20 protein-coding genes and 1 pseudogene are annotated in these 22303 nt (G+C 71.4%); 4 read left to right on the forward strand and 17 right to left on the reverse strand.

Translation table 11 applies throughout. The features are described from left to right. Nucleotides 1–6 precede the first annotated feature (6 nt). From FCI23_RS02640 to glmS, 8 genes are all read right to left on the reverse strand, one after another. Nucleotides 7–207, reverse strand: a complete 201-nt coding sequence (locus FCI23_RS02640; RefSeq protein WP_136721793.1) for a hypothetical protein — start codon at nucleotides 205–207, stop codon at nucleotides 7–9. Nucleotides 208–364: 157 nt separating this feature from the next. Continuing rightward, entirely contained in the window at nucleotides 365–874 is a 510-nt protein-coding gene (tsaE, locus tag FCI23_RS02645; protein WP_136721794.1) for a tRNA (adenosine(37)-N6)-threonylcarbamoyltransferase complex ATPase subunit type 1 TsaE, read from the reverse strand. A 39-nt stretch (nucleotides 875–913) separates the two neighbouring features. Beyond that, on the reverse strand, nucleotides 914–2164 hold the full coding sequence (locus FCI23_RS02650; protein WP_136721795.1) for an alpha/beta fold hydrolase: 1251 nt from the start codon (nucleotides 2162–2164) through the stop codon (nucleotides 914–916). 33 nt (nucleotides 2165–2197) lie between these two features. Continuing rightward, complete coding sequence (alr, locus tag FCI23_RS02655; protein ID WP_136721796.1) at nucleotides 2198–3334, reverse strand: alanine racemase; 1137 nt, start codon at nucleotides 3332–3334, stop codon at nucleotides 2198–2200. Nucleotides 3335–3372: 38 nt separating this feature from the next. Continuing rightward, on the reverse strand, nucleotides 3373–4131 hold the full coding sequence (locus FCI23_RS02660; RefSeq protein ID WP_246143236.1) for a L,D-transpeptidase family protein: 759 nt from the start codon (nucleotides 4129–4131) through the stop codon (nucleotides 3373–3375). Nucleotides 4132–4814: 683 nt separating this feature from the next. Further along, the gene (locus tag FCI23_RS02665) at nucleotides 4815–6254 is read right to left on the reverse strand and encodes an NAD(P)H-hydrate dehydratase (RefSeq protein ID WP_136721798.1); all 1440 of its coding nucleotides are present in this window, start codon (nucleotides 6252–6254) and stop codon (nucleotides 4815–4817) included. A gap of 34 nt (nucleotides 6255–6288) precedes the next feature. Next, nucleotides 6289–6657, reverse strand: a complete 369-nt coding sequence (locus FCI23_RS02670) for a holo-ACP synthase (RefSeq protein WP_136721799.1) — start codon at nucleotides 6655–6657, stop codon at nucleotides 6289–6291. Continuing rightward, nucleotides 6654–8501: a glutamine--fructose-6-phosphate transaminase (isomerizing) gene (gene glmS / locus FCI23_RS02675; protein ID WP_136721800.1), complete on the reverse strand. Its 1848-nt coding sequence runs from the start codon at nucleotides 8499–8501 to the stop codon at nucleotides 6654–6656. Before glmS ends, FCI23_RS02670 begins: the two co-directional genes overlap by 4 nt. Before the next feature lie 73 nt (nucleotides 8502–8574). Between glmS and coaA the strand changes: the two genes are divergently transcribed. Together coaA and FCI23_RS02685 are read left to right on the forward strand one after the other, a co-directional pair. Further along, on the forward strand, nucleotides 8575–9567 hold the full coding sequence (gene coaA / locus FCI23_RS02680) for a type I pantothenate kinase (protein ID WP_136722008.1): 993 nt from the start codon (nucleotides 8575–8577) through the stop codon (nucleotides 9565–9567). Beyond that, nucleotides 9530–9876: pseudogene (locus FCI23_RS02685) on the forward strand (hypothetical protein); the annotation flags it as partial. The gene coaA and the pseudogene FCI23_RS02685, both read left to right, overlap by 38 nt. Before the next feature lie 326 nt (nucleotides 9877–10202). Here the strand turns inward: FCI23_RS02685 and glmM are convergent. The 5 genes from glmM to FCI23_RS02710 all read right to left on the reverse strand — a co-directional run bounded on the left by glmM (nucleotide 10203) and on the right by FCI23_RS02710 (nucleotide 16184). After that, nucleotides 10203–11561: a phosphoglucosamine mutase gene (gene glmM / locus FCI23_RS02690; RefSeq protein WP_136721801.1), complete on the reverse strand. Its 1359-nt coding sequence runs from the start codon at nucleotides 11559–11561 to the stop codon at nucleotides 10203–10205. A 146-nt stretch (nucleotides 11562–11707) separates the two neighbouring features. Then, nucleotides 11708–12208: a 30S ribosomal protein S9 gene (rpsI, locus tag FCI23_RS02695; RefSeq protein WP_136721802.1), complete on the reverse strand. Its 501-nt coding sequence runs from the start codon at nucleotides 12206–12208 to the stop codon at nucleotides 11708–11710. 41 nt (nucleotides 12209–12249) lie between these two features. Further along, entirely contained in the window at nucleotides 12250–12702 is a 453-nt protein-coding gene (rplM, locus tag FCI23_RS02700) for a 50S ribosomal protein L13 (RefSeq protein WP_136721803.1), read from the reverse strand. 481 nt (nucleotides 12703–13183) lie between these two features. After that, nucleotides 13184–14458: a glycosyltransferase family 87 protein gene (locus tag FCI23_RS02705; RefSeq protein ID WP_246143237.1), complete on the reverse strand. Its 1275-nt coding sequence runs from the start codon at nucleotides 14456–14458 to the stop codon at nucleotides 13184–13186. Between the two features lie 106 nt (nucleotides 14459–14564). Then, nucleotides 14565–16184, reverse strand: a complete 1620-nt coding sequence (locus FCI23_RS02710; RefSeq protein ID WP_136721804.1) for an ABC-F family ATP-binding cassette domain-containing protein — start codon at nucleotides 16182–16184, stop codon at nucleotides 14565–14567. 102 nt (nucleotides 16185–16286) lie between these two features. Between FCI23_RS02710 and FCI23_RS02715 the strand changes: the two genes are divergently transcribed. Beyond that, nucleotides 16287–17204: a hypothetical protein gene (locus FCI23_RS02715; protein ID WP_211265182.1), complete on the forward strand. Its 918-nt coding sequence runs from the start codon at nucleotides 16287–16289 to the stop codon at nucleotides 17202–17204. A 314-nt stretch (nucleotides 17205–17518) separates the two neighbouring features. Here FCI23_RS02715 and FCI23_RS02720 read toward each other — a convergent pair whose 3' ends face one another. Further along, nucleotides 17519–17722 (reverse strand): DUF6191 domain-containing protein, encoded by a 204-nt coding sequence (locus FCI23_RS02720; RefSeq protein ID WP_136721805.1) that lies wholly within the window; start codon nucleotides 17720–17722, stop codon nucleotides 17519–17521. Nucleotides 17723–17936: 214 nt separating this feature from the next. Here FCI23_RS02720 and gndA point away from each other — a divergent pair, with 214 nt between their 5' ends. Further along, the gene (gene gndA, locus FCI23_RS02725; protein WP_136721806.1) at nucleotides 17937–19379 is read left to right on the forward strand and encodes an NADP-dependent phosphogluconate dehydrogenase; all 1443 of its coding nucleotides are present in this window, start codon (nucleotides 17937–17939) and stop codon (nucleotides 19377–19379) included. A gap of 240 nt (nucleotides 19380–19619) precedes the next feature. On the opposite strand, the gene truA is transcribed toward gndA, so the two are convergent. From truA to FCI23_RS02740, 3 genes are all read right to left on the reverse strand, one after another. After that, the gene (gene truA / locus FCI23_RS02730; RefSeq protein WP_136721807.1) at nucleotides 19620–20465 is read right to left on the reverse strand and encodes a tRNA pseudouridine(38-40) synthase TruA; all 846 of its coding nucleotides are present in this window, start codon (nucleotides 20463–20465) and stop codon (nucleotides 19620–19622) included. Nucleotides 20466–20544: 79 nt separating this feature from the next. Further along, nucleotides 20545–21057 carry a 50S ribosomal protein L17 gene (gene rplQ / locus FCI23_RS02735; protein WP_136721808.1) on the reverse strand — a complete coding sequence of 171 codons (513 nt, stop codon included), beginning with the start codon at nucleotides 21055–21057 and terminating at the stop codon, nucleotides 20545–20547. A gap of 107 nt (nucleotides 21058–21164) precedes the next feature. Next, complete coding sequence (locus tag FCI23_RS02740) at nucleotides 21165–22187, reverse strand: DNA-directed RNA polymerase subunit alpha (protein WP_136721809.1); 1023 nt, start codon at nucleotides 22185–22187, stop codon at nucleotides 21165–21167. Nucleotides 22188–22303: the final 116 nt, after the last annotated feature.

The raw sequence follows: 22303 nt of genomic DNA on the forward strand, positions 1-22303 counted from the left end.
CCCGACTCAATGACTGACGGCGGCGTCCGGCTCGTCCCCGGCGCCGGCGCCCGGTTCCGGGTCGGCCTCGGCGGCGTCGTCGCCCTCCGGCGGCGTACTGATCGTGTTCGCGGCGGCGCCTGCCGCCAGCAGGTCCCGCATCGAGAAACCCGGGCAGCCCGGCGCCTTCGGGGCGCTGGGTGCGTCCTTCGTGCCGTAGGCCGACATGCGTGCCTCCTGGGACCAGGCAGGTGAGGTTAGGTCGCCCTAACCGGCTCTCTGCCTCCAGCAGAACACGTATGGGTGCCTCTGCGCAACATCTTGCCGACACCTTGTCGGCACGTAAGCGCCGGAAACGCCAGAAGCCCCGGAAGCCCCACAGCCCTCAAACCGCGAGCGCCGACAGATCCTGGGCCGCCCAGCGCTCACCGATCCCGGTGACGGTCACCTCCCGCTCGTCGTGGTCGTCCTCGGCGAGCTCGACCATGCCGACAGCCCGCTGGATCACGACCTGCAGGCGCGCCTCGGACAGCTTCTCGACCTTGCCCTCGCCCCACTCCACGACCACCACCGATTCCGGCAGCGACACATCCAGGTCCAGATCCTCCATCTCGTCAAGCCCGCCGCCCAGCCGGTACGCGTCCACGTGCACCAGCGCGGGGCCGCCGCTCTGCGACGGATGCACGCGCGCGATCACGAACGTCGGCGATGTGACCGCCCCCCGCACCCCGAGTCCCTCGCCCAGCCCCCGGGTCAGCGTCGTCTTGCCCGCCCCCAGCTCACCGCTGAGCAGCACCAGGTCGCCGGGCGCGAGCAGCCCCGCGAGCCTGCGGCCCAGCTCCCGCATGTGCTCCGGGGTCTTGACGGTGATACGGACTTCCTGAGGTGCTCCCATGAGCCCGAATGTACCGGTGCCGGGCGCGGTGCAGAGCCGCTACGCCCCTTCGGCCGCCGCCGCGGACCCCAACTCGCGGAGCGCCTGCGGCAGCGGGGCCCTGGCGGCGTCCGCAGCCTCCGTGAGCAGCGCGGCGAGATGAGCGTTGACCAGGTCGGGACGCTCCAGCATCACGAGGTGCCCGGCGCCGGGGACGACGACGAACTCGGCGTCCGGCAGCCGCTCGGCGATGTCGCGGCTGTGGTCGCTGGGCGTCAGCAGGTCCTTGTCCCCGGCGAGCACAAGCCCCGGCAGGCTGTCGAAAACCTCCAGGGCCTCGGTCTTCTCGTGCTCGGTGAAGGCCGGATAGAACTCCGCCACGACATCGATCGGCGTCGACTCGATCATCCGCTCCGCGAACCTGCCGACTCCCGGGTCCACGTCGTCCGAGCCGAAGGAGTACCGCTTCACGATCCCGGCGAAGAGGTCCGCGGTCGCCCGCCGCCCCCGCTCCACCAGGTCCACCTGGGTGCCCAGCACCCGCAGCACGCCGGGCGCCAGCACTCGGAACGCCCGCGTGGCCGCCGCCGGCAGGCCGAGCGTGACGGCGGCCATCTTGCCGGAGGACGTGCCGACGAAGGCGACACCGGCCACCCGTTCGTGGACCAGGTCCGGGAACTGCTCGGCGAACGCCATGACCGTCATGCCGCCCATGGAGTGGCCGACGAGGACCAGCGGCCCGTCGGGCGCGGCGGCGTCGATGACCCGCTTCAGATCCCGTCCGAGCTGGTCGATGGTGGCGGGGGCGCCGCCGAGCTGGTCCTTGCCGCGCGCGGAGCGGCCGTGGGAGCGCTGGTCCCAGTACACGGCCCGTACGCTGCCGCGCAGGGCTGCGCGCTGGAAGTGCCAGGAGTCCTGGTTCAGGCAGTAACCATGGCTGAAGACAACGGTCAGCGGCGGTGAGGCCCCGTTTCGCCGGAAAAGCCCGGCCCGCCGCCTCTTGCCCCGGCGCGGGGCGGCCTCCGCCGGCGCGGACTCGATCTCGTCGGTCTCGTAGTAGAGCTCGGTGCCGTCCTCGGCGAAAACCGTGCTCGGGGTGCCGCGCAGAGTGCCGTACGGCCCGTAGGTGTCCAGCGCCAGCAGCGCCTTGCGGCGCACTCCGCGGCCGACGGTGGCCCGCTCGATGGCGACGCCCGCCGCCGCCCCCGCCGCGACGACGCCGATCGCGGCGCCGACGAGCCCGGCACGTGCCCAGCGCCCGGACGAGGTGGCCTCGGCCACCGCCTCCAATGCAGTTTTGGTCTCGCTCATGGTCGTATTCGCTGCTCCCGGTCGGCCTACGCGTTACTTACCCACGTAGACACGCGGCACCCGGGTTCCGATCCGAGTAATGATCTCGTAAGAGATGGTGTCGGCGGCCAGCGCCCAGTCCTCGGCCGTCGGCTCGCCCCGGTCACCCGGCCCGAAGAGCAGCGCCTCGTCGCCCACCTCCGCCGAGTCGCCGCCCAAGTCCACGACGAACTGGTCCATCGCCACCCTCCCCGCCACCGTCCGCCACTTGCCCGCGACCAGCACCGGCCCGGTGCCCGACGCATGGCGCGGGATGCCGTCCGCGTAGCCGACCGGCACCAGGGCGAGGGTCGTCGCACCCGGAGTGGTGTATTTGTGGCCGTAACTGATGCCGTGCCCGCCCGGTACCGCCTTGACCAGCGCGATCCGAGCACCGAGCGTCATCACCGGACGCAGCCCGAAGTCCGCCGGCGCCCCCAGCTGCGGCACGGGCGAGATCCCGTACATCGCGACCCCGGTCCGCACGAGATCGAAGTGCGACTCGGGGAGGGTGAGCGTCGCCGGGGAGTTCGCCATATGCCGGACCTCGGGCCGCAGGCCCGCACGCTCCGCATGCGCCAGTGCTTCGCGGTACGAGGCAAGTTGGGCGGCGATGGAGGGATGACCGGGCTCATCCGCGCACGCGAAGTGCGACCAGAGACCGGTCACCTGTAGGGCGCCCTCCGCCTCGGCCGCGCGTGCCGCCGCGACGAGTTCCGGCCAATCGGCGGGCTGCGCGCCGTTACGGCCCAACCCTGTGTCGGCTTTGAGGTGCACCCGGGCGTGTCGCCCGGCCGCGCGCGCGGCGGCGACGACCTCGCGCAGCGCCCACATGCCGCTCACCGATACGTCGATGTCCGCCTCGATGGCCTCGCGCCACGGGCCGCCCGGCGTCCACAGCCAGCACAGCGCCCTGGCGCCGACGCCCGCCGCGCGCAGCTCCAGCGCCTCCTGCGGCGTTGCCGTGCCCAGCCAGGTCGCGCCCGCCTCGATCGCCGCACGGGCGCACGGCACCATGCCGTGGCCATAGGCGTCCGATTTCACCACGGCCATCAGCCCGGCGCCGGGTGCACGGGCCCGCAGCGCCTCCACATTGGCCCGGAGCGCGGCCAGATCTATCCGGGCCCAGGCACGCATCGCAGTACTGTCCATCGAACCCAGTGTCTCAGGCTTCTGTCATGCCCCTCGCGTTACGTCCCTGGCTTGCGGCCCCACACGTACACCCGGTCCTTCAGCTTCAGCACGCCCCACAGGCTCTGCGCGTCGCTATAGGAGAGGTTTACGCAGCCGTACGAGCCCGGCGGGCCGTACACGCTCCCGCTGCTGATCGCGTGCAACGCCTCTCCCCCGTCGAAGAACTGGCTGAACGGCATCTTCGTACCGTAGATCTCCGACACCTGGTCCCGCTTGCGCTCGTACACCTCGTGCCATCCGATGCGCGTCTCGTACCCGCGCCGGCCGGTGCGGATCGAGACCGGGCCGTAGATGACCTTCTTGCCGCTCTGCACCCACAGCAGCTGCCGGTCCAAGTCCACGCACACCACGCGCTGTCTGGTGCGCACCGGGCACTTCCCGGCCGCGTTCGGGTTGCCCTGCGCCTGTTCGAGCCGCATCCAGCCCCAGGTCACGGGCCCGGCGTAGCCGGTGTCCGGGGTAATGCCGTACTCCGACTGGAATGCCCTGATCGCTTCGCAGTCCGCGGGCGACTGACTGCCGTCGACCGGCAGCTTCAGGTACTTCTCCACCTCGCGCTGGTACGGCCCGCTCTGCCCGGTGCAGGCACCGGCATCCGCGTCGCCGCCCGGCTCCCCAGCGTCAGAATCGTCGTCCGGTACCAACTCCACCAGGTCCACGTTCACGCTGTGACCGGAGCCCGGTCCGTCGTCGGCTATCGCTCTGGTCGGAGCGAGCGCCGTCATCGCGGCCAGTGCCACAGCCGCGAGACGCATCCTTTTCGTCACCATGCCGGATGCATTCCGCGTACACCGGCCCACGGCACGGTCCGAGGCCCCGATTCCCCCGCTTGGGGGATGCGCCAGCTGCTGCGCAGGGCCGGCCTGCATGGTCCCGCCCCGTCTGCCGGGGTTGCCGCTTTGTCCTCAAACGCCGGACGGGCTGGGTTGTCGTGCGCGGGGTCGGGGCCGCTGTGGGGTGATCTCCTCGGGGCTCGCGCGTGCGGGTCCGCAGCATGCTTGCCCGGGGTGCACACGCTCGTCCCCTGCGGGGACACCCCGGCGCGTCCCCTCCCAGCCGCATGGGCGCGTGACGGCCTCGCCGTGGCGGAGACCGTAAAACGAACGCACCGCACCCGGTGGTTTGGACCCCAAGAGAACACGCACCGCAAGGCGCTGTGACGGCCGGAGGGGGCGGTGCAGGGGTGTCCCCGCAGACTGTGTCGCCGTATGCCGGTGGCGATGGCGCATGGTGCAGGGGATGCTGGCGACACAGTCGTAAGGGCACCTCCTGGGGGCACCTCCCGGCCGAAGGCTGGGGGAGGTAGCTGGTGGGGGCACCTCCCGGCCGAAGGTTGGGGGAGAGAGTCACCCCGGAGGCGCCACCGACCCACCCACCGAACAAAGCGCACCCCGCGCAACGGCGCAGGGCCAGAAAGGCAGAGCCCGCCGCAGGGGCGCTACGCCGACCGTACGTCGCGCCACGCGGCAGGCAGCGAGTCGGCGATATCGGCGGCGGCGATGGGTGAGCCGGCGGCGATACGGCCCGCCAGACCGTGCAGGTAGGCGCCGACGGACGCCGCGTCGCGGGCGGCGAGGCCGGCCGCCAGCAGGGAGCCGGTCAGGCCGGACAGGACATCGCCGCTGCCCGCGGTGGCCAGCCACGGCGTGCCGGTGGGGTTCACCCGTACCGGCGTGTCCGGGTCCGGCTCGGCGACGAGGGTCGTCGAGCCCTTGAGCAGTGCGGTCGCCCGGTAGGCCGCCGCGAGGCGGCGCACCGAGGCGAGACGGGCGGCCTCGACCTCCTCGCGGGAGGCGCCCAGCAGCGCCGCCGCCTCCCCTGCGTGCGGGGTGAGTACAGTCGGCGCGCGCCGGGAGCGGACCTGTTCCCGTTCCATGAGCCGCAGGCCATCGGCGTCCACGAGAACCGGCACCTCGGCCGCCAGTACCTCCGCCACGGCCTGCCGCGCGTCCGACCCGTCGCCCAGGCCCGGGCCCACCACCCAGGCCTGCACGCGCCCCGCCTTGGCCGGCGGGCCCGCCGACACCAGCGTCTCGGGAAAGCGGGCCAGCACCGCGTCCGCCCCGGTGCCGACGTAGCGGACCGCGCCCGCCCCGCCCCGCAGCGCCCCGGCCACCGCTAGCACCGCCGCGCCGGGGTAGCGCTCCGAGCCCGCGACGATTCCGACGACGCCCCGGCGGTACTTGTCGCTCTCGGCGGAGGGCGTGGGCAGCAGCGCCGCCACGTCCGCGTGCTGAAGCGCTTCGAGCACGGGGTCCCGGAGGGCGAGCCCGATGTCGATGAGCCGCAGGGCTCCGGCGCGGCTCGCCGCCGGGTCGATCAGCAGGCCCGGCTTGTACGTCCCGAACGTGACCGTGAAGTCCGCCCGCACCGCCGGGCCGTGCAGTTCGCCGGTGTCGGCGTCGATGCCGCTCGGCAGATCCACCGCGACGACCGTCGCCCCCGACGCGGTGGCCGCCGCCGCCAGCTCCGCCGCTTCCGGGCGCAGCCCGCCCTTCCCACCGATGCCCACGATCCCGTCCAGGATCAGTTCCGCCCGTGCGATGAGCGGCCCCGCCGCCGCCGGGGTCACCGCCCTGCCGCCGGACGCTCTCAGTGCGGCCAGGCCCTGGGCGTGCGCGCGCTCAGGTGAGAGGAGTACGGCTGTCACGCCTGCTCCGCGCCTGGCGAGGCGCGCGCCCGCGTAGAGCGCGTCGCCGCCGTTGTCGCCGCTGCCGACGAGCAGCACGACGCGTGCGCCGTACACCCTGCGGAGCGCTTCCGTGCAGGTCGCGGCCAGGCCTGCCGCCGCGCGCTGCATGAGCGCGCCATCGGGGAGCGCGGCCATCAGGGCCCGCTCGGCGGTCCGGATCGTTTCGACACTGTGCGCTTGCCTCATGCGCACCATTGAACAGCCCCAGGGGGTTTTTCGTTCACCCCTCCGCGATCACCACGGCGGAAGCGATCCCCGCGTCGTGGCTCAACGACACGTGCCACGCCCGTACCCCGAGCTCCGCCGCGCACGCGGCCACCGTGCCGGAGACGGCCAGCCGGGGCCGTCCGGAGTCCTCCGTGACGATCTCGGCGTCGAGCCACCGCAGCCCGCCGGGGGCGCCCAGCGCCTTGGCCAGGGCCTCCTTGGCGGCGAAGCGGGCGGCGAGGGAGGCGACGCCGCGCCGGGCGCCGTCCGGGAGGTAGAACTCGTTCCGGAGGAACAAGCGGTCGGCCAGCCCCGGAGTGCGTTCCAGTGAAGCGGCGAAGCGGTCGATCTCGGCGACGTCGATGCCGACTCCGATGATCACTCGACGGTCACCGACTTGGCGAGGTTGCGCGGCTGGTCCACTTCGTTGCCGCGCGCGGTGGCGAGTTCGCAGGCGAAGACCTGGAGGGGGACGGTGGCGACGAGCGGCTGGAGCAGGACGGGGGTCTGCGGGACGCGCACGAGGTGGTCCGCGTACGGGACCACCGCCTCGTCACCCTCCTCGGCGATGACGATGGTCCGGGCCCCGCGTGCACGGATCTCCTGGATGTTGGAGACGATCTTGTCGTGCAGGACGGACCGCCCGCGCGGCGAGGGCACGACGACCACGACCGGCAGGTCGTCCTCGATGAGCGCGATCGGCCCGTGCTTCAGCTCGCCGGCGGCGAAGCCCTCGGCGTGCATATAGGCCAGTTCCTTGAGCTTGAGCGCACCCTCCAGGGCGACCGGGTATCCCACATGCCGCCCGAGGAAGAGGACCGTGTTCTTGTCTTTGAGCGAGCGCGCGAGCTCCCGCACCGGCTCCATGGTCTCGAGCACCTGCTCGACCTGCTTGGAGATGTCGGAGAGCTCGCGGATCACGGAGAGGATCTCGTCGCCCCACTTGGTGCCGCGTACCTGCCCGAGGTAAAGCGCCACCAGATAGCAGGCGACGACCTGCGTGAGGAACGCCTTCGTCGAGGCCACGGCGACTTCCGGCCCGGCGTGCGTATATAGCACGGCGTCCGATTCGCGCGGGATGGTCGAGCCGTTCGTATTGCAGATGGCCAGCACCTTGGAGCCCTGTTCGCGGGCGTGCCGGAGCGCCATGAGGGTGTCCATGGTCTCGCCGGACTGGCTGATGGCGACGACGAGGGTCCGCTGGTCGAGGATCGGGTCGCGGTAGCGGAACTCGCTGGCGAGTTCGACCTCGCAGGGCACCCGCGTCCAGTGCTCGATGGCGTACTTGGCGATCATCCCGGCGTGGAAGGCTGTTCCGCAGGCGACTATCACGACCTTGTCGATCTCGCGGAGTACGTGGTCGGGGATACGGACCTCATCCAGGGCGAGGCTGCCGGAGGCGTCGATCCGCCCGAGGAGGGTGTCGGCGACGGCCTTGGGCTGCTCGGCGATCTCCTTGAGCATGAAGTAGTCGTAGCCGCCCTTCTCGGCGGCGGACGCGTCCCAGGTGACGTGGTACGGCCGCACTTCGGCCGGCTTGCCGTCGAAGTCCGTGACCGTCACGCCCTCCCGGCGCAGCTCCACGACCTGGTCCTGGCCGAGCTCGATCGCCTCGCGGGTGTGCGCGATGAAGGCGGCGACGTCGGAGGCGAGGAAGTTCTCGCCCTGGCCGACTCCGACGACGAGCGGGGAGTTGCGGCGGGCACCGACCACCACATCCGGCTCGTCCGCGTGCACCGCGACCAGGGTGAAGGCGCCGTCAAGACGGCGGCAGACCTGCCGCATGGCCTCGGCGAGGTCGCCGCAGGAGGAGAAGTTCTCGGCGAGGAGGTGCGAGACGACCTCGGTGTCGGTCTCGGAGGCGAGGACGTGACCCCGTTCGGCGAGCTCCGCCCGCAGCGCGGCGAAGTTCTCGATGATGCCGTTGTGGACGACGGCGACCCGGCCGGCGTTGTCGAGGTGCGGATGCGCGTTGGCGTCGGTGGGGCCGCCATGGGTGGCCCAGCGGGTGTGGCCGATACCGGCGGGGCCGGTGGGCAGCGGACGCTCCTCCAGCAGCGCCTGGAGGTTGGCCAGCTTGCCCGCCTTCTTGGCACCGGCGAGCCCGCCGTCGGCGAGAACGGCGACGCCCGCCGAGTCGTAGCCGCGGTACTCCAGCCGCTTCAGGCCTGCGATGACGACGTCGAGGGCGGACTGGCCGCCTACGTAACCCACGATTCCACACATGACGGTCAGCCTAGGCCGTGTGCGGCACCGCGCGCCGACCCCCGGCGTCAGCCCCGTGCCGCCCGGCCGGACAATGGTGGCCGTGCCCATGACCGACCAGCACCAGCGCCGCGTGGATGTCACCCCGTTCGTGGACCTCACCCGCGCGGAGTGGAGTGCCCTGCGCGACCGGACCCCGCTGCCACTGACCGCCGCTGAGGTCGAGCGGCTGCGGGGCCTCGGCGACGTGGTGGACCTGGATGAGGTCCGCGACATCTACCTGCCGCTCTCCCGGCTGCTCAATCTCTACGTCGGTGCCACCAGCGGCCTGCGCGGCGCCCTCAACACCTTCCTCGGCGACGCCGGGAACGGCCACGGTGCCCAGGCCGGCACCCCCTTCGTCATAGGCGTCGCCGGCAGCGTGGCCGTCGGCAAGTCGACCGTCGCCCGCATCCTCCAGGCAGTGCTGGCCCGCTGGCCCGAACACCCGCGCGTCGAGCTGGTCACCACCGACGGCTTCCTGCTGCCCAAGGCGGAACTGCTGCGCCGCGGGCTGATGTCGCGGAAGGGTTTCCCCGAGTCCTACGACCGCCGGGCGCTGACGCGCTTTGTCGCGGACGTGAAGTCCGGCAAGGACGAGGTGACCGCGCCCGTCTACTCCCACCTGATCTACGACATCGTCCCCGACGAGCGGCTCGTGGTGCGCAGGCCCGACATCCTCATCGTCGAAGGGCTCAATGTGCTCCAGCCCGCGCTGCCGGGCAAGGACGGCCTGACCCGGGTCGGGCTGGCGGACTTCTTCGACTTCAGCGTCTATGTGGACGCGCGCACCGAGGACATCGAGCAGTGGTATCTCACCCGGTTCCGCAAGCTGCGCGAGACGGCCTTCCAGAACCCGCTCTCGTACTTCCACAAGTACACAAAGGTGTCGGAGGAGGAGGCGCTGGAGTACGGCCGTATGACGTGGCGCACCATCAACCTGCCGAATCTGCAGCAGAATGTGCTGCCCACCCGGGGGCGGGCGACGCTCGTGCTCCGCAAGGGGCCGGATCACAAGGTGCGGCGGCTGTCGCTGCGCAAGCTGTAGCCCCCCCGGCCGCACGGACGAAGTCATCGCTCTCGTCGAGCGGACCATCGGCCCGCCGGGGACGTGGTCACGTGCGACGTCGCCCGGGAGGCGGCCGGCGAACCGCTGGCCGGATTGCGGGCGCCGGGCATCGCGGCGCACGGGTCGATCGCGATGGAAAGCATCGGCCTGGTCCTCTGGGAGTCGCTCACCGACGCCGCCGGCGACGATGCTCGCGGCCTGCGGGGTGCTGCTGGACAGCGCGACCCTGATCGTGGGTGCCAGGTGGTGGGTCCGGAGTCCGGGCCGCTGGCGGGGATCGTGCTCGCGGGCACGCTCACGCTGCTCGCCCAGAAGTGGCTCTGGGCGAGGCAGCGCGCCACCGGCTGACGGGCGGTCTAGGGCCTGTCCGGCCGATCTCCGTGGGAGAAGGAGCGGGGTCTGGCGCCTGTGATCGCAAGGCGGAGGTGGGGGCACCTCCCAGCGGTAGCTGGGGGAGGAGGCGACGCGATGGGGGTCCCCCCTGCTCGAGCGGAGCCGAGAGCTTGGTGGGGGCACCTCCCGGACGGAGTCTGGGGGAGAGTCGTCGACTGACGACAACGCCGCGAGCGCTGGTGCCAGGGCACGCGACGCCGCGGAGATCGGCCGGACAGGCCCTAGCCCAGCGCGCTCTTGACGACGTCCGCCAGGCGTCCGGCCACCGCACGGGCGTGGTCGATGTCCGCGGCCTCGACCATGACCCGTACGAGGGGCTCCGTCCCGGAGGACCGCAGCAGGACCCGTCCGGTGGAGCCGAGTTCGGCCTCGGCCTCGGCCACGGCGGCGGTCAGCTCGGGCGAGGAGGCGACCCGGGACTTGTCGACGTCACGTACGTTGATGAGCACTTGGGGCAGCCGCCGCATGACGGCGGCCAGCTCGTCGAGGGGCCGTCCCGTGGCGACGACCCGGGCGGCGAGCATGAGGCCGGTGAGGGTGCCGTCGCCGGTCGTGGCGTGGTCGAGGATGATGACGTGGCCGGACTGCTCGCCGCCGAGCGCGTAGCCCTGGGCTTTCATCTCCTCCAGCACATAGCGGTCGCCGACCGCGGTCTGCACCAGGTCGATGCCTTCGCGCTCCATCGCCAGCTTGAAGCCGAGGTTGGACATGACGGTGCCGACGACGGTGTTCTTGCGCAGCCCGCCCGCCTCGCGCAGCGCCAGCGCCAGCACGGCCAGGATCTGGTCGCCGTCGACCTCCTCGCCCTTGGCGTCCACGGCGAGGCAGCGGTCGGCGTCACCGTCGTGGGCGATGCCGAGGTCGGCGCCGTGGTCGACGACGGCGGCCTTGAGCAGGTCCAGATGGGTGGACCCGCAGCCGTCGTTGATGTTGAGGCCGTCCGGGTCCGTGCCGATGGTGACGATCTCCGCGCCGGCCCGGGTGAAAGCCTCCGGGGAGACCCGGGCGGCGGCGCCGTGTGCCTCGTCCAGGACGACCTTGAGTCCGTCCAGGCGGTTGGGGAGTACGGCGACGAGGTGGGCGACGTAGCGGTCGAAGCCCTCGTCGTACGCCTTCACGCGGCCGACCCCGGCGCCGGTCGGTCTGTCCCAGGGCTCACCGGCCGCGTGCGAGTGGTACGTGTCCTCGATACGGTCCTCCAGCTCGTCGGCGAGCTTCTGCCCGCCCCGGGCGAAGAACTTGACGCCGTTGTCCGGCATCGCGTTGTGGCTCGCGGAGAGCATCACACCGAGGTCGGCGCCCAGCGCACCGGTGAGATACGCCACCGCCGGGGTGGGCAGCACACCGACCCGCAGGACGTCCACGCCGGCGCTCGCGAGGCCCGCCACTACGGCGGCCTCCAGGAACTCCCCGGACGCCCGCGGATCACGCCCGACCACGGCCACCGGCCGATGGCCCGCGAACGTGCCCGCCTCGGCCAGCACATGCGCCGCCGCGACCGACAAGCCGAGCGCCAGCTCCGCCGTCAGATCCGCGTTGGCGACGCCGCGCACGCCGTCCGTACCGAAGAGTCGTCCCACTGTTGTACCTCCGAGATTGCCGATCCTGGGCGTCTGCACCAGATTCACTGGCTTCAGCTGGCTTCACCAGATATACGCCCTGAGCCCCGAAACGCGTACGCCCCGGAGAAGCACAATGTGCCTCCGGGGCGTACGCGATAGCGTGCTTAGCGCTTGCTGTACTGCGGAGCCTTACGGGCCTTCTTCAGACCGGCCTTCTTGCGCTCGACCGTACGGTCGTCGCGGGTGAGGAAGCCGGCCTTCTTGAGCGCGGCGCGGTTGTTGTCCACGTCCGCCTCGTTCAGGGCGCGGGCCACGCCGTGGCGCAGGGCGCCGGCCTGGCCGGAGATGCCGCCGCCGCTGATGCGGGCGACGACGTCGTAGCGGTTGTCGAGCTCAAGGATCTTGAACGGCTCGTTGACTGCCTGCTGGTGCACCTTGTTGGGGAAGTAGCCCTCAAGGGTACGACCGTTGATCTTCCACTTGCCGGAGCCCGGCACGATGCGGACGCGCGCGATGGACTCCTTGCGGCGGCCGGTGCCGGCAGCCGGCTGCGGGTCGCCGAAGCGGCCCACGAGAGACTCGGAGGTGTACTCCTCCGGGATCTCGATGTTCTCGACGATCTCGCCGTCCTCGACGACGGGGGCCTCAGCGGTGGTCTCAGCCACGATTCTCCTCAGATTGCTTTCTGTGATGTTGGTGGCTGGGACTAGCCCTGCGCGACCTGGCTGATCTCGAACGGCACCGGCTGCTGGGCAGCGTGCGGGTGATCCGGGCCCGAGTAGACCTTCAGCTTCGAGAGCATCTGACGGCCCAGGGTGTTCTTGGGGACCATGCCCTTGATGGCCTTCTCGACGGCCTTCTCCGGGTTCTTGTCCAGGAGCTCGTCGTAGCGGACGGACCGCAGACCGCCCGGGAAGCCGGAGTGGCGGTAGGCGAGCTTCTGGGTCCGCTTGTTGCCGGACAGGTGCACCTTGTCGGCGTTGATGATGATGACGAAGTCACCCGTGTCAACGTGCGGCGCGTAAATCGGCTTGTGCTTGCCCCGGAGGAGGTTCGCGGCCTGAGTGGCCAGACGGCCCAGGACAACGTCCTGCGCGTCAATGACGTGCCACTGGCGCTGGACATCGCCGGGCTTGGGGCTGAACGTACGCGCGGTCATAGCCTTCGCTTCTTCAGTGAGTGAGTCCTGACAAGGCCACCTGGACGATCACGACAGCCTTGACGAGATACGGGGACGCAACCCGCAGCCCATCGCTGGATCATCGGCCCGGTGGACCGGCGTAACGGCCTCTCACGTGAGAACGAGCAAGCCAATACGCATAACGAACTCGCAGAATACCCGCCCGGCCCCGGACGGGTCAAAACGCGCTCCGCCACAGCACTCAACGGCGGACTCCTCCGCCGCGCCGGGGCGCCCGGCGCCACACCTGGCCGCGGGCCTGACCGGCACCCCAGCCGCGCCCTCGCCGGGCACCCGGGCCCGGGGCACGGGCGCGGCACCCCCGCCGGCGGCGCGGCCGGTTCAGCACCGCCGGGCTGCGCTGTCGCGCCTCGCGGCGTCGCGGCGTCGCGGCGGAATCCGGGCGCGCCCGGCGCCACAGGCGGCCGGAGGGGGCTCGGGGCGCCGGACGAACGGCGCCCTACGGGCCGGGCGGCCCCGTCTTCTCGAGCCCGCCCGGCGTTTGAGGGCGAGACGTCAGCCCGTCGGGCTCCTGAGGACACAGGGGCGGGCCGGCGGGGGAAGCCCGCCGCAGGCGGACGGGCCGCACCGGCACCGCGCACCGCCACGCGAGCACGGCCGCGAGGCCGCAGAACATGGCCGCGTCCTTGAAGGCACGCCGGGTAAGCGGCGTCACATACGGCCAGTCGATCACCGGGATCTGCGGAACCAGCGCGATCCAGAACCAGGGCGTACGGGCTGCCGAGCCCGGCACCACCACGGAGGCGAGCAATGGAAGGAGCACGACGAGGACGTAGTGGTCGAAGGAGGGCCGCGAGACGAGGAAAGCGGAAAGCATCAGCATGGTGCCGGTTTCCACAACGCGCATCGGCGTGTCGTCCGCCCGCCGCCAGCGCCGCCAGGCGCACCACACGCCTACGGCGGCGACGGCCATCGCGAACGCCAGCGCCAGGCCCCGCGGCACCCCCAGCCGTGGCAGCACGGCACCCAGCGAAGCGTCGTACAGCCCGGCGAAGGGATCCTGCCCCCGCAGCAGAAAAGGCACCGTACGCGTGAAGAAGTAACCGGGGTGCGGGATCGCGAGCGCCGCCGCCACGGACCCCGCCGCCGGGATCGCCACGGCCACCGCGAGCGCCCGCCAGCGCCCGGCGAAGACGAAGAGCAGCGCGAAGGGCACCAGCATCGGCTTGACCGCGACCGCCGCCCCGATCACGGCCCCCGCCGCGACCCACCGTGCCCGCACCACCAGCAGCAGCGCGAGCGGCAGCGCGGCGACCGAGACCGCCGTCCAGTTGCCCAGCAGCAGCAGGTTCCGGAACGGCGCGAAGTACGCCAGCCCGCCCGCGCCCAGCACCGCGAGCCGGCTCCCGGCCCAGACGCCGAAGATCCGCAGGGAACACCACCAGCCGCCCAGCACCAGCCCAGCCACCCCCACCGGCACCACCGCCCGCAGCACCCGGTCCGGCAGCAGCGCCTCCGGTACCGCCGCCAGCACCGCGCTGGGCAGATAGAGGAACCGCTTGTCCGCGTACGGCGACCCCCCGTCCAGGAAGCTGCGGGCGGCCCGCACCACAAAGGCGTTGTCCATCCCCCCGGAGTGGCTGCGCCGGTACACCTCCAGCACCGCCGCCACCAGCACTGCGGCGGCAGCCGCCCGTACAGGCCAGGAAGCCGGCCGTAGCAGCCAGCCCACCCCGCCCGTCTTGTCCGCGTCCATACGGATCAGGCCATCCATACGACTCAGGCTAGGTGGCCGCCGACCAGCTCCCCGGCGCGACACGAGCGCGCCGGGGCCCAGCCGCCCGGGGCCGGACGGCTGGGCCCCGGGGCGAAGACGGCCCCTACCGCTCGCGCGCCACCCGCCGCTCGTCCCACACCGGCTCGGTCGACTCCCGTACCAACCCGTCCGACCCGAAGACCAGATACCGGTCGAAGGTCCGCGCGAACCACCGGTCGTGCGTCACCGCCAGCACCGTCCCGTCGTACGCCTCAAGGCCGTCCTGCAACGCCTCCGCGCTCTCCAGGTCGAGGTTGTCCGTCGGCTCGTCCAGCAGCAGCGCGGTGGTCCCCGCCAGTTCGAGCAGCAGGATCTGGAAGCGCGCCTGCTGCCCGCCCGACAGATTCCCGAAGAGCTGGTCCCCCTGGCCCTCCAGTTCGTACCGCCGCAGGGCCCCCATCGCCTTGCCGCGGTCCCGGGCGTGCTCGGTCCACAGGATGTCGACGAGGGTGCGCCCCTGAAGCTCCGGATGCGCGTGGGTCTGCGCGAAGTGCCCGGGCACCACCCGCGCGCCGAGCTTCCACTCCCCCGAGTGCCGCACCGGCTCCCCCGCCAGCAGCCGCAGGAAGTGCGACTTCCCCGAGCCGTTCGACCCCAGCACCGCCACCCGTTCCCCGTAGAAAACCTCCAGGTCGAACGGCTGCATCAGCCCCGTCAGCTCCAGCCCCTTGCAGGTCACGGCCCGGATCCCGGTGCGGCCGCCCTGGAGCCGCATCTTGATGTCCTGCTCACGCGGCGGCTCCGGCGGCGGGCCGATCTCCTCGAACTTCCGCAGCCGGGTCTGCGCGGCGGCGTAGCGCGAGGCCATGTCGGGGCTGATGGCGGCCTGCTGCCGCAGCCGGAACACCAGCTGCTTCAGCTTGGTGTGCTCCTCCTCCCAACGCCGCCGCAGCTCCTCGAAGCGCGCGAAGCGTTCCTTGCGTGCCTGGTGGTACGTCTCGAATCCGGCGCCGTGCACCCACACGTCGGACCCCGAGGCTCCCGGCTCGACGCTCACGATCTTCTCCGCCGACCGTGCCAGCAGTTCCCGGTCGTGGCTGACGAAGAGCACCGTCTTCTTCGTCTCGCGCAGCCGTTCCTCAAGCCATCGCTTGCCGGGTACGTCCAGATAGTTGTCCGGCTCGTCCAGGAGCAGCACCTCGTCCGTGCCGCGCAGCAGAGCCTCCAGTACGAGCCGTTTCTGCTCGCCGCCCGAGAGGGTCTTCACCTCGCGCCACTGGGCCCGCTCGTACGGGACGCCCAGCGCGGCCATGGTGCACATGTCCCATACCGTCTCGGCCTCGTAGCCGCGTACCTCCGCCCAGTCGCTGAGGGACTGGGCGTACTCCATCTGCGCGGCCTCGTCGTCCTGCGCGAGGATCGCGAGTTCGGCGGCGTCCACCGCCTTCGCGGCCTCACGGATACGGGGGTGGGCCACGGACACCAGCAGGTCCCGTACGGTCCGGTCGTCCCGCACCGACCCGACGAACTGCGGCATCACCCCCAGGCCGCCGCTCACCTTCACCGTGCCGCCGTGCGGTTTCAGCTCCCCCGCGATCAGCCGCAGCAGCGTCGTCTTCCCCGCGCCGTTCGCCCCGACCAGGGCCACCGCGGCGCCTTCTCCCACCCGGAACGAGACGTCGCCGAGCAGCACCCGCCCGTCCGGCAGGTAGTACTCCAGATGTGCCGCCTCAACATGTCCCATAGTCAACGATTCTCCCTGGGCACCGGCCCGCTCCCAACCGGATTTCACTGCCGGGGCCCAGGGGCCGCCCCATCACCCCATCGGCCCAATATGATGCCCGCCATGACCGATGGGCCGCAGCAGCCGCAGGACCCCCATCAGGGGTTCCCGGGCAACAACCCCTTCCCCCCGTATCAGCAGCAGGGACCGCCGCCGGCCTGGAACACCCCCGGGCCGGCGGCCCCGCGTCCCGCCGAGCCGGACTGGAGCGCTCTCGCCGAGCAGTCCGAGGCCCGGGACAGGCGCCGCAAGCTCCTCTTCGTGAGCGGCGGAGTGCTCGCGGTCGCCGCGATAGCCGGCATCGTCGCGACCGCCGTGGTCAGCTCCAACCACAGCAGCGACGACAAGAAGACCCAGGCGGGCCCCTCCGCAAGCGCCTCCGAGGAGCCCCTCCCCCCTCAGCCCACCTTCTCCGACGTCTCCATCCCGCCCCCGCCCAACCCCCTGGACTTCATCTCCACCGCCAAGAAGGACACCGCGCCCCTGACCACCGCCACCCTCTTCCCCGGCAAGTCCCTCCTCTGGCAGAGCCACACCTACGCCAAGACCGCCACCACCCGCACCACCCACTGCACCACCGCCGCCGCCGGCACCCTCTCCACCGTCCTGGCCAAAAACGGCTGCCGCCAGCTCTTCCGTGCCACCTACGTCCGCGGCACCGTCGCCGTCACCGTCGGCATCGCCATCTTCGACAACAGCGCCTCGGCCGCCAAGCTCAAAAACACCGCCGCCTACATACGGCCCCTCAACGGCGGTGGCGTCGTGGACTTCTGCCACGCCGTCAACTGCCGCTTCACCACCAACGCCATCGGCCGCTACGCCTACTTCACCACCGCCGGCCTCAAGAACAACCAGACCATCACCGAGGCCGACACCGCCGCCAAGCAGGCCGGCACCGACATCTCCGACTTCGCCTTCAACCAGATCCGCCAGCGCGGCATCACCCAGGCCGGCGCGGCAGCAGCAAGCCCGACAAACTGACCCAAGTCGTGGGCAGGCGTCCCGCGAGGCGGGACCGGGGACTGTGACGTACGTCACGGGGCCGCGGCCAGGATCCCCGGAGTCGTCCTGGTTTCGGATGCCACGGACGCGGCGGGGCGGCACGGGGTCGCCGTGGCCCGTACGGACGAGGCCACCGGCCGGCGCATCGAGTGGATCTTCGACCGGAGGACCAACGAGTTCCTCGGCGAGCGCACGGTACAGACGAAACCCACAGGCAGCGCGAAGAGCCTGCTGAAACCCGGCACCGTCGTCTCCAGCACCGCCGTCCCTCGCGCGCGTCGTCGTCAACGGCATCAAGCAGACCCCGTGGCGGACCGGCTGACGCCCTCGTCCCCGGAGCGCGCCCTGACCACCACGACACCCGCGTCGAGGTCTATCGGGCCGCGCCCCGGGTCGGCGTCCCCCGGCTCGTCCCGGGTAAGCGCGAGGCGGTTCTGCTCCTCCTCCAGATGACGGCGGCCGGGCTGGAAGAGCTCGTCGAACATACCCGTCAGCATGCGTTCCTCCGGGGTGCGGCAAAGGCGGAAACGATTCGGCCCCGCATAGTGAGACGCCGCAGGTGCCCGAAGCATTCCCGGCACCGCCGAAGCGGAATGTGGCGTTGACGCCCGTGGTTAGCTCGTAAGAACAGCGGGGCGCTCATCTGCGCGAGCGCCCCTTGAACGCGGCCGCGCCGTATTACGTATGGGCAGCCGACGAATGGAGCGCTCGATGACGACACCCACCGCACAGATCGGCGTCACCGGCCTGGCAGTGATGGGCCGCAATCTGGCCCGTAACTTCGCGCGGCACGGCCATACGGTGGCCATCCACAACCGCACCGCCGCCAAGACGACCGCACTGGCCGAGGAATTCGGTCACGAGGGGACGTTCATCCCCGCCACCACCGCCGCGGAGTTCGTGGCCGCGCTGGAACGCCCGCGCCGGCTGGTGATCATGGTCAAGGCGGGCGGACCGACCGATGCCGTGATCGACGAGTTCGCACCGCTACTGGAACCCGGTGACATGATCATTGACGGCGGGAACGCGCACTTCGCCGACACCCGGCGCCGGGAGGCGGCACTGCGCCCGAGCGGCGTCCACTTCGTGGGCGCCGGGATCTCCGGCGGCGAGGAGGGCGCGCTGCACGGCCCGAGCATCATGCCGGGCGGCTCCCCGGAGTCGTACGAGAGCCTGGGGCCGCTGCTGGAGGACATCGCCGCGAAGGCCGACGACGGCACTCCGTGCTGCGCGCACATCGGGCCGGACGGCGCCGGGCACTTCGTGAAGATGGTGCACAACGGCATCGAGTACGCCGACATGCAGCTCATCGCCGAGGCGTACGACCTGCTGCGCAATGTCGCCGGATACGAACCGGCCCAGATCGCGGAGACCTTCCACGGCTGGAACAAGGGCCGCCTGGACTCCTACCTGATCGAGATCACCGCCGAGATCCTCGCCCACAAGGACGCCGCCACCGGCAAGCCGTTCGTCGATGTCGTCGCCGACGCCGCCGAGCAGAAGGGCACCGGCCGCTGGACCGTACAGACCGCCCTGGACCTGGGCGTCCCGGTCTCCGGCATCGCCGAGGCGGTCTTCGCCCGCGCGGTGTCCGGCCACGGCGAGCTGCGGCGCAGCGCCGCGGGGCTGCCCGGACCGCACCCGAGCGTGCTGGACCCGCGGGACGCGGCGCGCTTCGCGGACCAGGTGGAGCAGGCGCTGTACGCGTCGAAGGTGATCTCGTACACGCAGGGCTTCCACCAGATCCAGGCGGCCGGCGCGGAGTACGGCTGGGACATCGACCTCGGCGCCGTCGCCGCCCTCTGGCGGGGCGGCTGCATCATCCGTGCCGCGTTCCTGGACGACATCCGGGCCGCGTACGCCGCCGATCCGGCCCTGCCCGGCCTCCTGGCCGACCAGCGGTTCGCCACCGGGGTGGGCGAGGCGCAGCACGCCTGGCGCACCGTCGTGGCAAGCGCCGCACGGCACGGTATCGCCGCGCCCGGGTTCTCCGCTTCCCTCGCCTATTACGACGCCCTGCGCGCCGAGCGGCTCCCGGCGGCCCTGACCCAGGGCCAGCGCGACTACTTCGGCGCCCACACCTACCGGCGGACGGACCGCGAGGGGTCCTTCCACACTCTCTGGGGCGGCGACCGCTCGGAGGTCGAGGCGTAAGCCAGGTCGAGGCGTAAGCTGGTCCGGCGGATCTTCGCCGGGGTGCGGCCGGTTCGAAAGCGCCGGTCCGCGCCCCGGCGGTCACTCGCCATCGCCGCGGCGCGGACCGGTGGCCCCGGAACGCTCCAGGGGCCAGCGCCCCGGCATTTCCCTCCGCCGCGACGGCGAGCAACCACTACCGCGCAGCCCGGCGGCCATGAACCCGCCGCACGCCAGGACACCGCAAACCCGCCGGCCGGCTCAACGGCAGCCCGGCAGCGTCCGCATATTGCGCGCCTCCCGGTTGCGGGCCGCCAGCAGTTCGTCCGCCGGGTAGCCGACCTCCTCCAGCGTCAGGCCGTGCGGCCGCACCACGTTCACCGCCGAGTGCCGGACTTGGCCGGCCAGGACCTCGCCGGGGAAGCCGATCGGGCGGTGCCCGTCACCGACCAGGATCATGGCTCCGACCAGGGCCCGCACCATGTTGTGGCAGAAGGCGTCGGCCCGCACCGTCGCGACGGCCACCCCTTCCGGCGTCCGCTCCCACCGGAGCTCCAGCAGGGTGCGGATCGTCGTCGCGCCCTCGCGCTTCTTGCAGTAGGCGGCGAAGTCGTGCTCCCCGAGGAGCTTCTCGGCCGCCTCGTTCATCAGGTCCACGTCCACCGGCCGGTCGTGCCAGAGCACATGCCCGCGCAGCAGCGGATCGACCCCGGCCTCGTGGTCCCCGACCCGGTAGGCGTACCGGCGCCAGATCGCCGAGAAGCGCGCGTTGAAACCGTCCGGCGCGGGTTCGGCCTTCCACACCCGTACGTCCCAGGGCAGCCGCCCGGCCAGCCGGCGCCGCAGCCGCTCGCCCTCCACGGCCCACACCTCCGCCGGCAGGTCCACATGCGCGACCTGGCCGCGCGCGTGCACCCCGGCGTCGGTCCGCCCGGCCACGGTCAGGTCCACCGGCTCCGGCAGCCGCAGCACGGTCTGGATGGCGGACTCCAGTTCACCCTGGACCGTACGCCGGTTCCGCTGCTTGGCCCAGCCGGAGAATTCGGCCCCGTCGTAGGACAGGTCCAGCCGTACCCGTACGCGGCCGGGCTCGATCTCGTCGCTCACGCGATGATCCTCTCAAACACGCGGAACGGGCCCGTCCCCAGAAACTGGGGGCGGGCCCGTTCGTCAGCCAGGAGACGCCTCAGGCGTCCTTCGACTCCTCGGCCGGGGTCTCAGTCGCGGCCTCGGGGGCAGCGTCCTCGGCGTCGGTGTCAGCAGCCTCGGCCTTGACCTCGGACTCCTTGACCGCGCGCTTGGTGGCCGCCTCGGCCTCACCGGTGGCCTCCTGGGCCACAGTCAGCGCCTCGACCAGCTCGATGACCGCCATCGGGGCGTTGTCGCCACGACGGTTCCCGATCTTGGTGATACGGGTGTAGCCACCGGGGCGGTTCTCGTACCGCGGGGCGATCTCGGTGAAGAGCGTGTGGACGATGCTCTTGTCCGTGATCGTCTGCAGCACCAGGCGACGGTTGTGGATGTCGCCCTTCTTCGCCTTGGTGACCAGGCGCTCCGCGACCGGACGCAGCCGGCGCGCCTTGGCCTCGGTGGTGGTGATGCGGCCGTGCTCGAACAGCGACCTCGCGAGGTTCGCGAGAAGCAGCCGCTCGTGCGCGGCGCTGCCGCCCAGACGGGCGCCCTTGGCGGGCTTCGGCATGGTCTTTCTCCTTCATTCCTGCACCGGCCGTATCAGGTACCGGTGTCAGTACCTCTGAGGCGGTCGCCTCAGCGGGGGGTGTGCGGGGGCAGGGCCCCCGCACGGACTCAGTACTGCTCGGTCTCCACGAAGCCCGCGTCCGCGTCGTCGTCCGCGCCGAACGCGTCCGCCGCGGCGGTGGGGTCAAATCCGGGCGGGCTGTCCTTGAGGGCCAGGCCCATGCCGGCCAGCTTCGCCTTGACCTCGTCGATCGACTTCGCACCGAAGTTGCGGATGTCGAGCAGGTCCGCCTCGGAACGGGCCACGAGCTCACCCACGGAGTGGATGCCCTCGCGCTTGAGGCAGTTGTACGAACGGACGGTGAGCTCGAGCTCCTCGATCGGGAGCGCGAGGTCCGCCGCCAGGGCGGCGTCCGTCGGGGACGGGCCCATGTCGATGCCCTCGGCGTCGACATTGAGCTCGCGGGCGAGCCCGAAGAGCTCGACCAGGGTCTTGCCGGCCGAGGCCATCGCGTCACGCGGGCGCATGGCCTGCTTGGTCTCGACGTCGACGATCAGCTTGTCGAAGTCGGTGCGCTGCTCGACACGGGTCGCCTCGACCTTGTACGTGACCTTGAGCACGGGCGAGTAGATGGAGTCGACCGGGATACGGCCGATCTCCTGGCCCTGCTGCTTGTTCTGGACGGCGGAGACATAGCCGCGACCGCGCTCGACGGTCAGCTCCATCTCCAGCTTGCCCTTGGCGTTCAGGGTGGCCAGAACCAGGTCGGGGTTGTGGCATTCGACACCGGCCGGAGGCGCGATGTCGGCGGCGGTGACCACACCCGGTCCCTGCTTGCGCAGGTACATCACGACCGGCTCGTCGTGCTCCGAGGAGACGACCAGCTGCTTGATGTTGAGGATGAGGTCGGTGACGTCCTCCTTGACGCCCGGCACGGTGGTGAACTCGTGCAGGACCCCGTCGACCCGGATGCTGGTGACAGCGGCACCGGGGATCGAGGAGAGGAGCGTACGGCGGAGCGAGTTGCCGAGGGTGTAGCCGAAGCCCGGCTCCAGCGGCTCGATCACGAACCGGGAGCGGAATTCGTCGACGACCTCTTCGGTCAACGAGGGGCGCTGAGCGATCAGCATTTGGTGTTGCCTCCAGTCTTCGGCACCCACTATTTGATGCCGACGCATACTGCTGGTACTGCAAGGGTACGGGCGGCACGACGCTTACGCGCCGTACCGCCCATGCCGTCTTCGCA

It is taken from the genome of Actinacidiphila oryziradicis, assembly GCF_005047355.1.
GTDB lineage: Bacteria > Actinomycetota > Actinomycetes > Streptomycetales > Streptomycetaceae > Actinacidiphila > Actinacidiphila oryziradicis.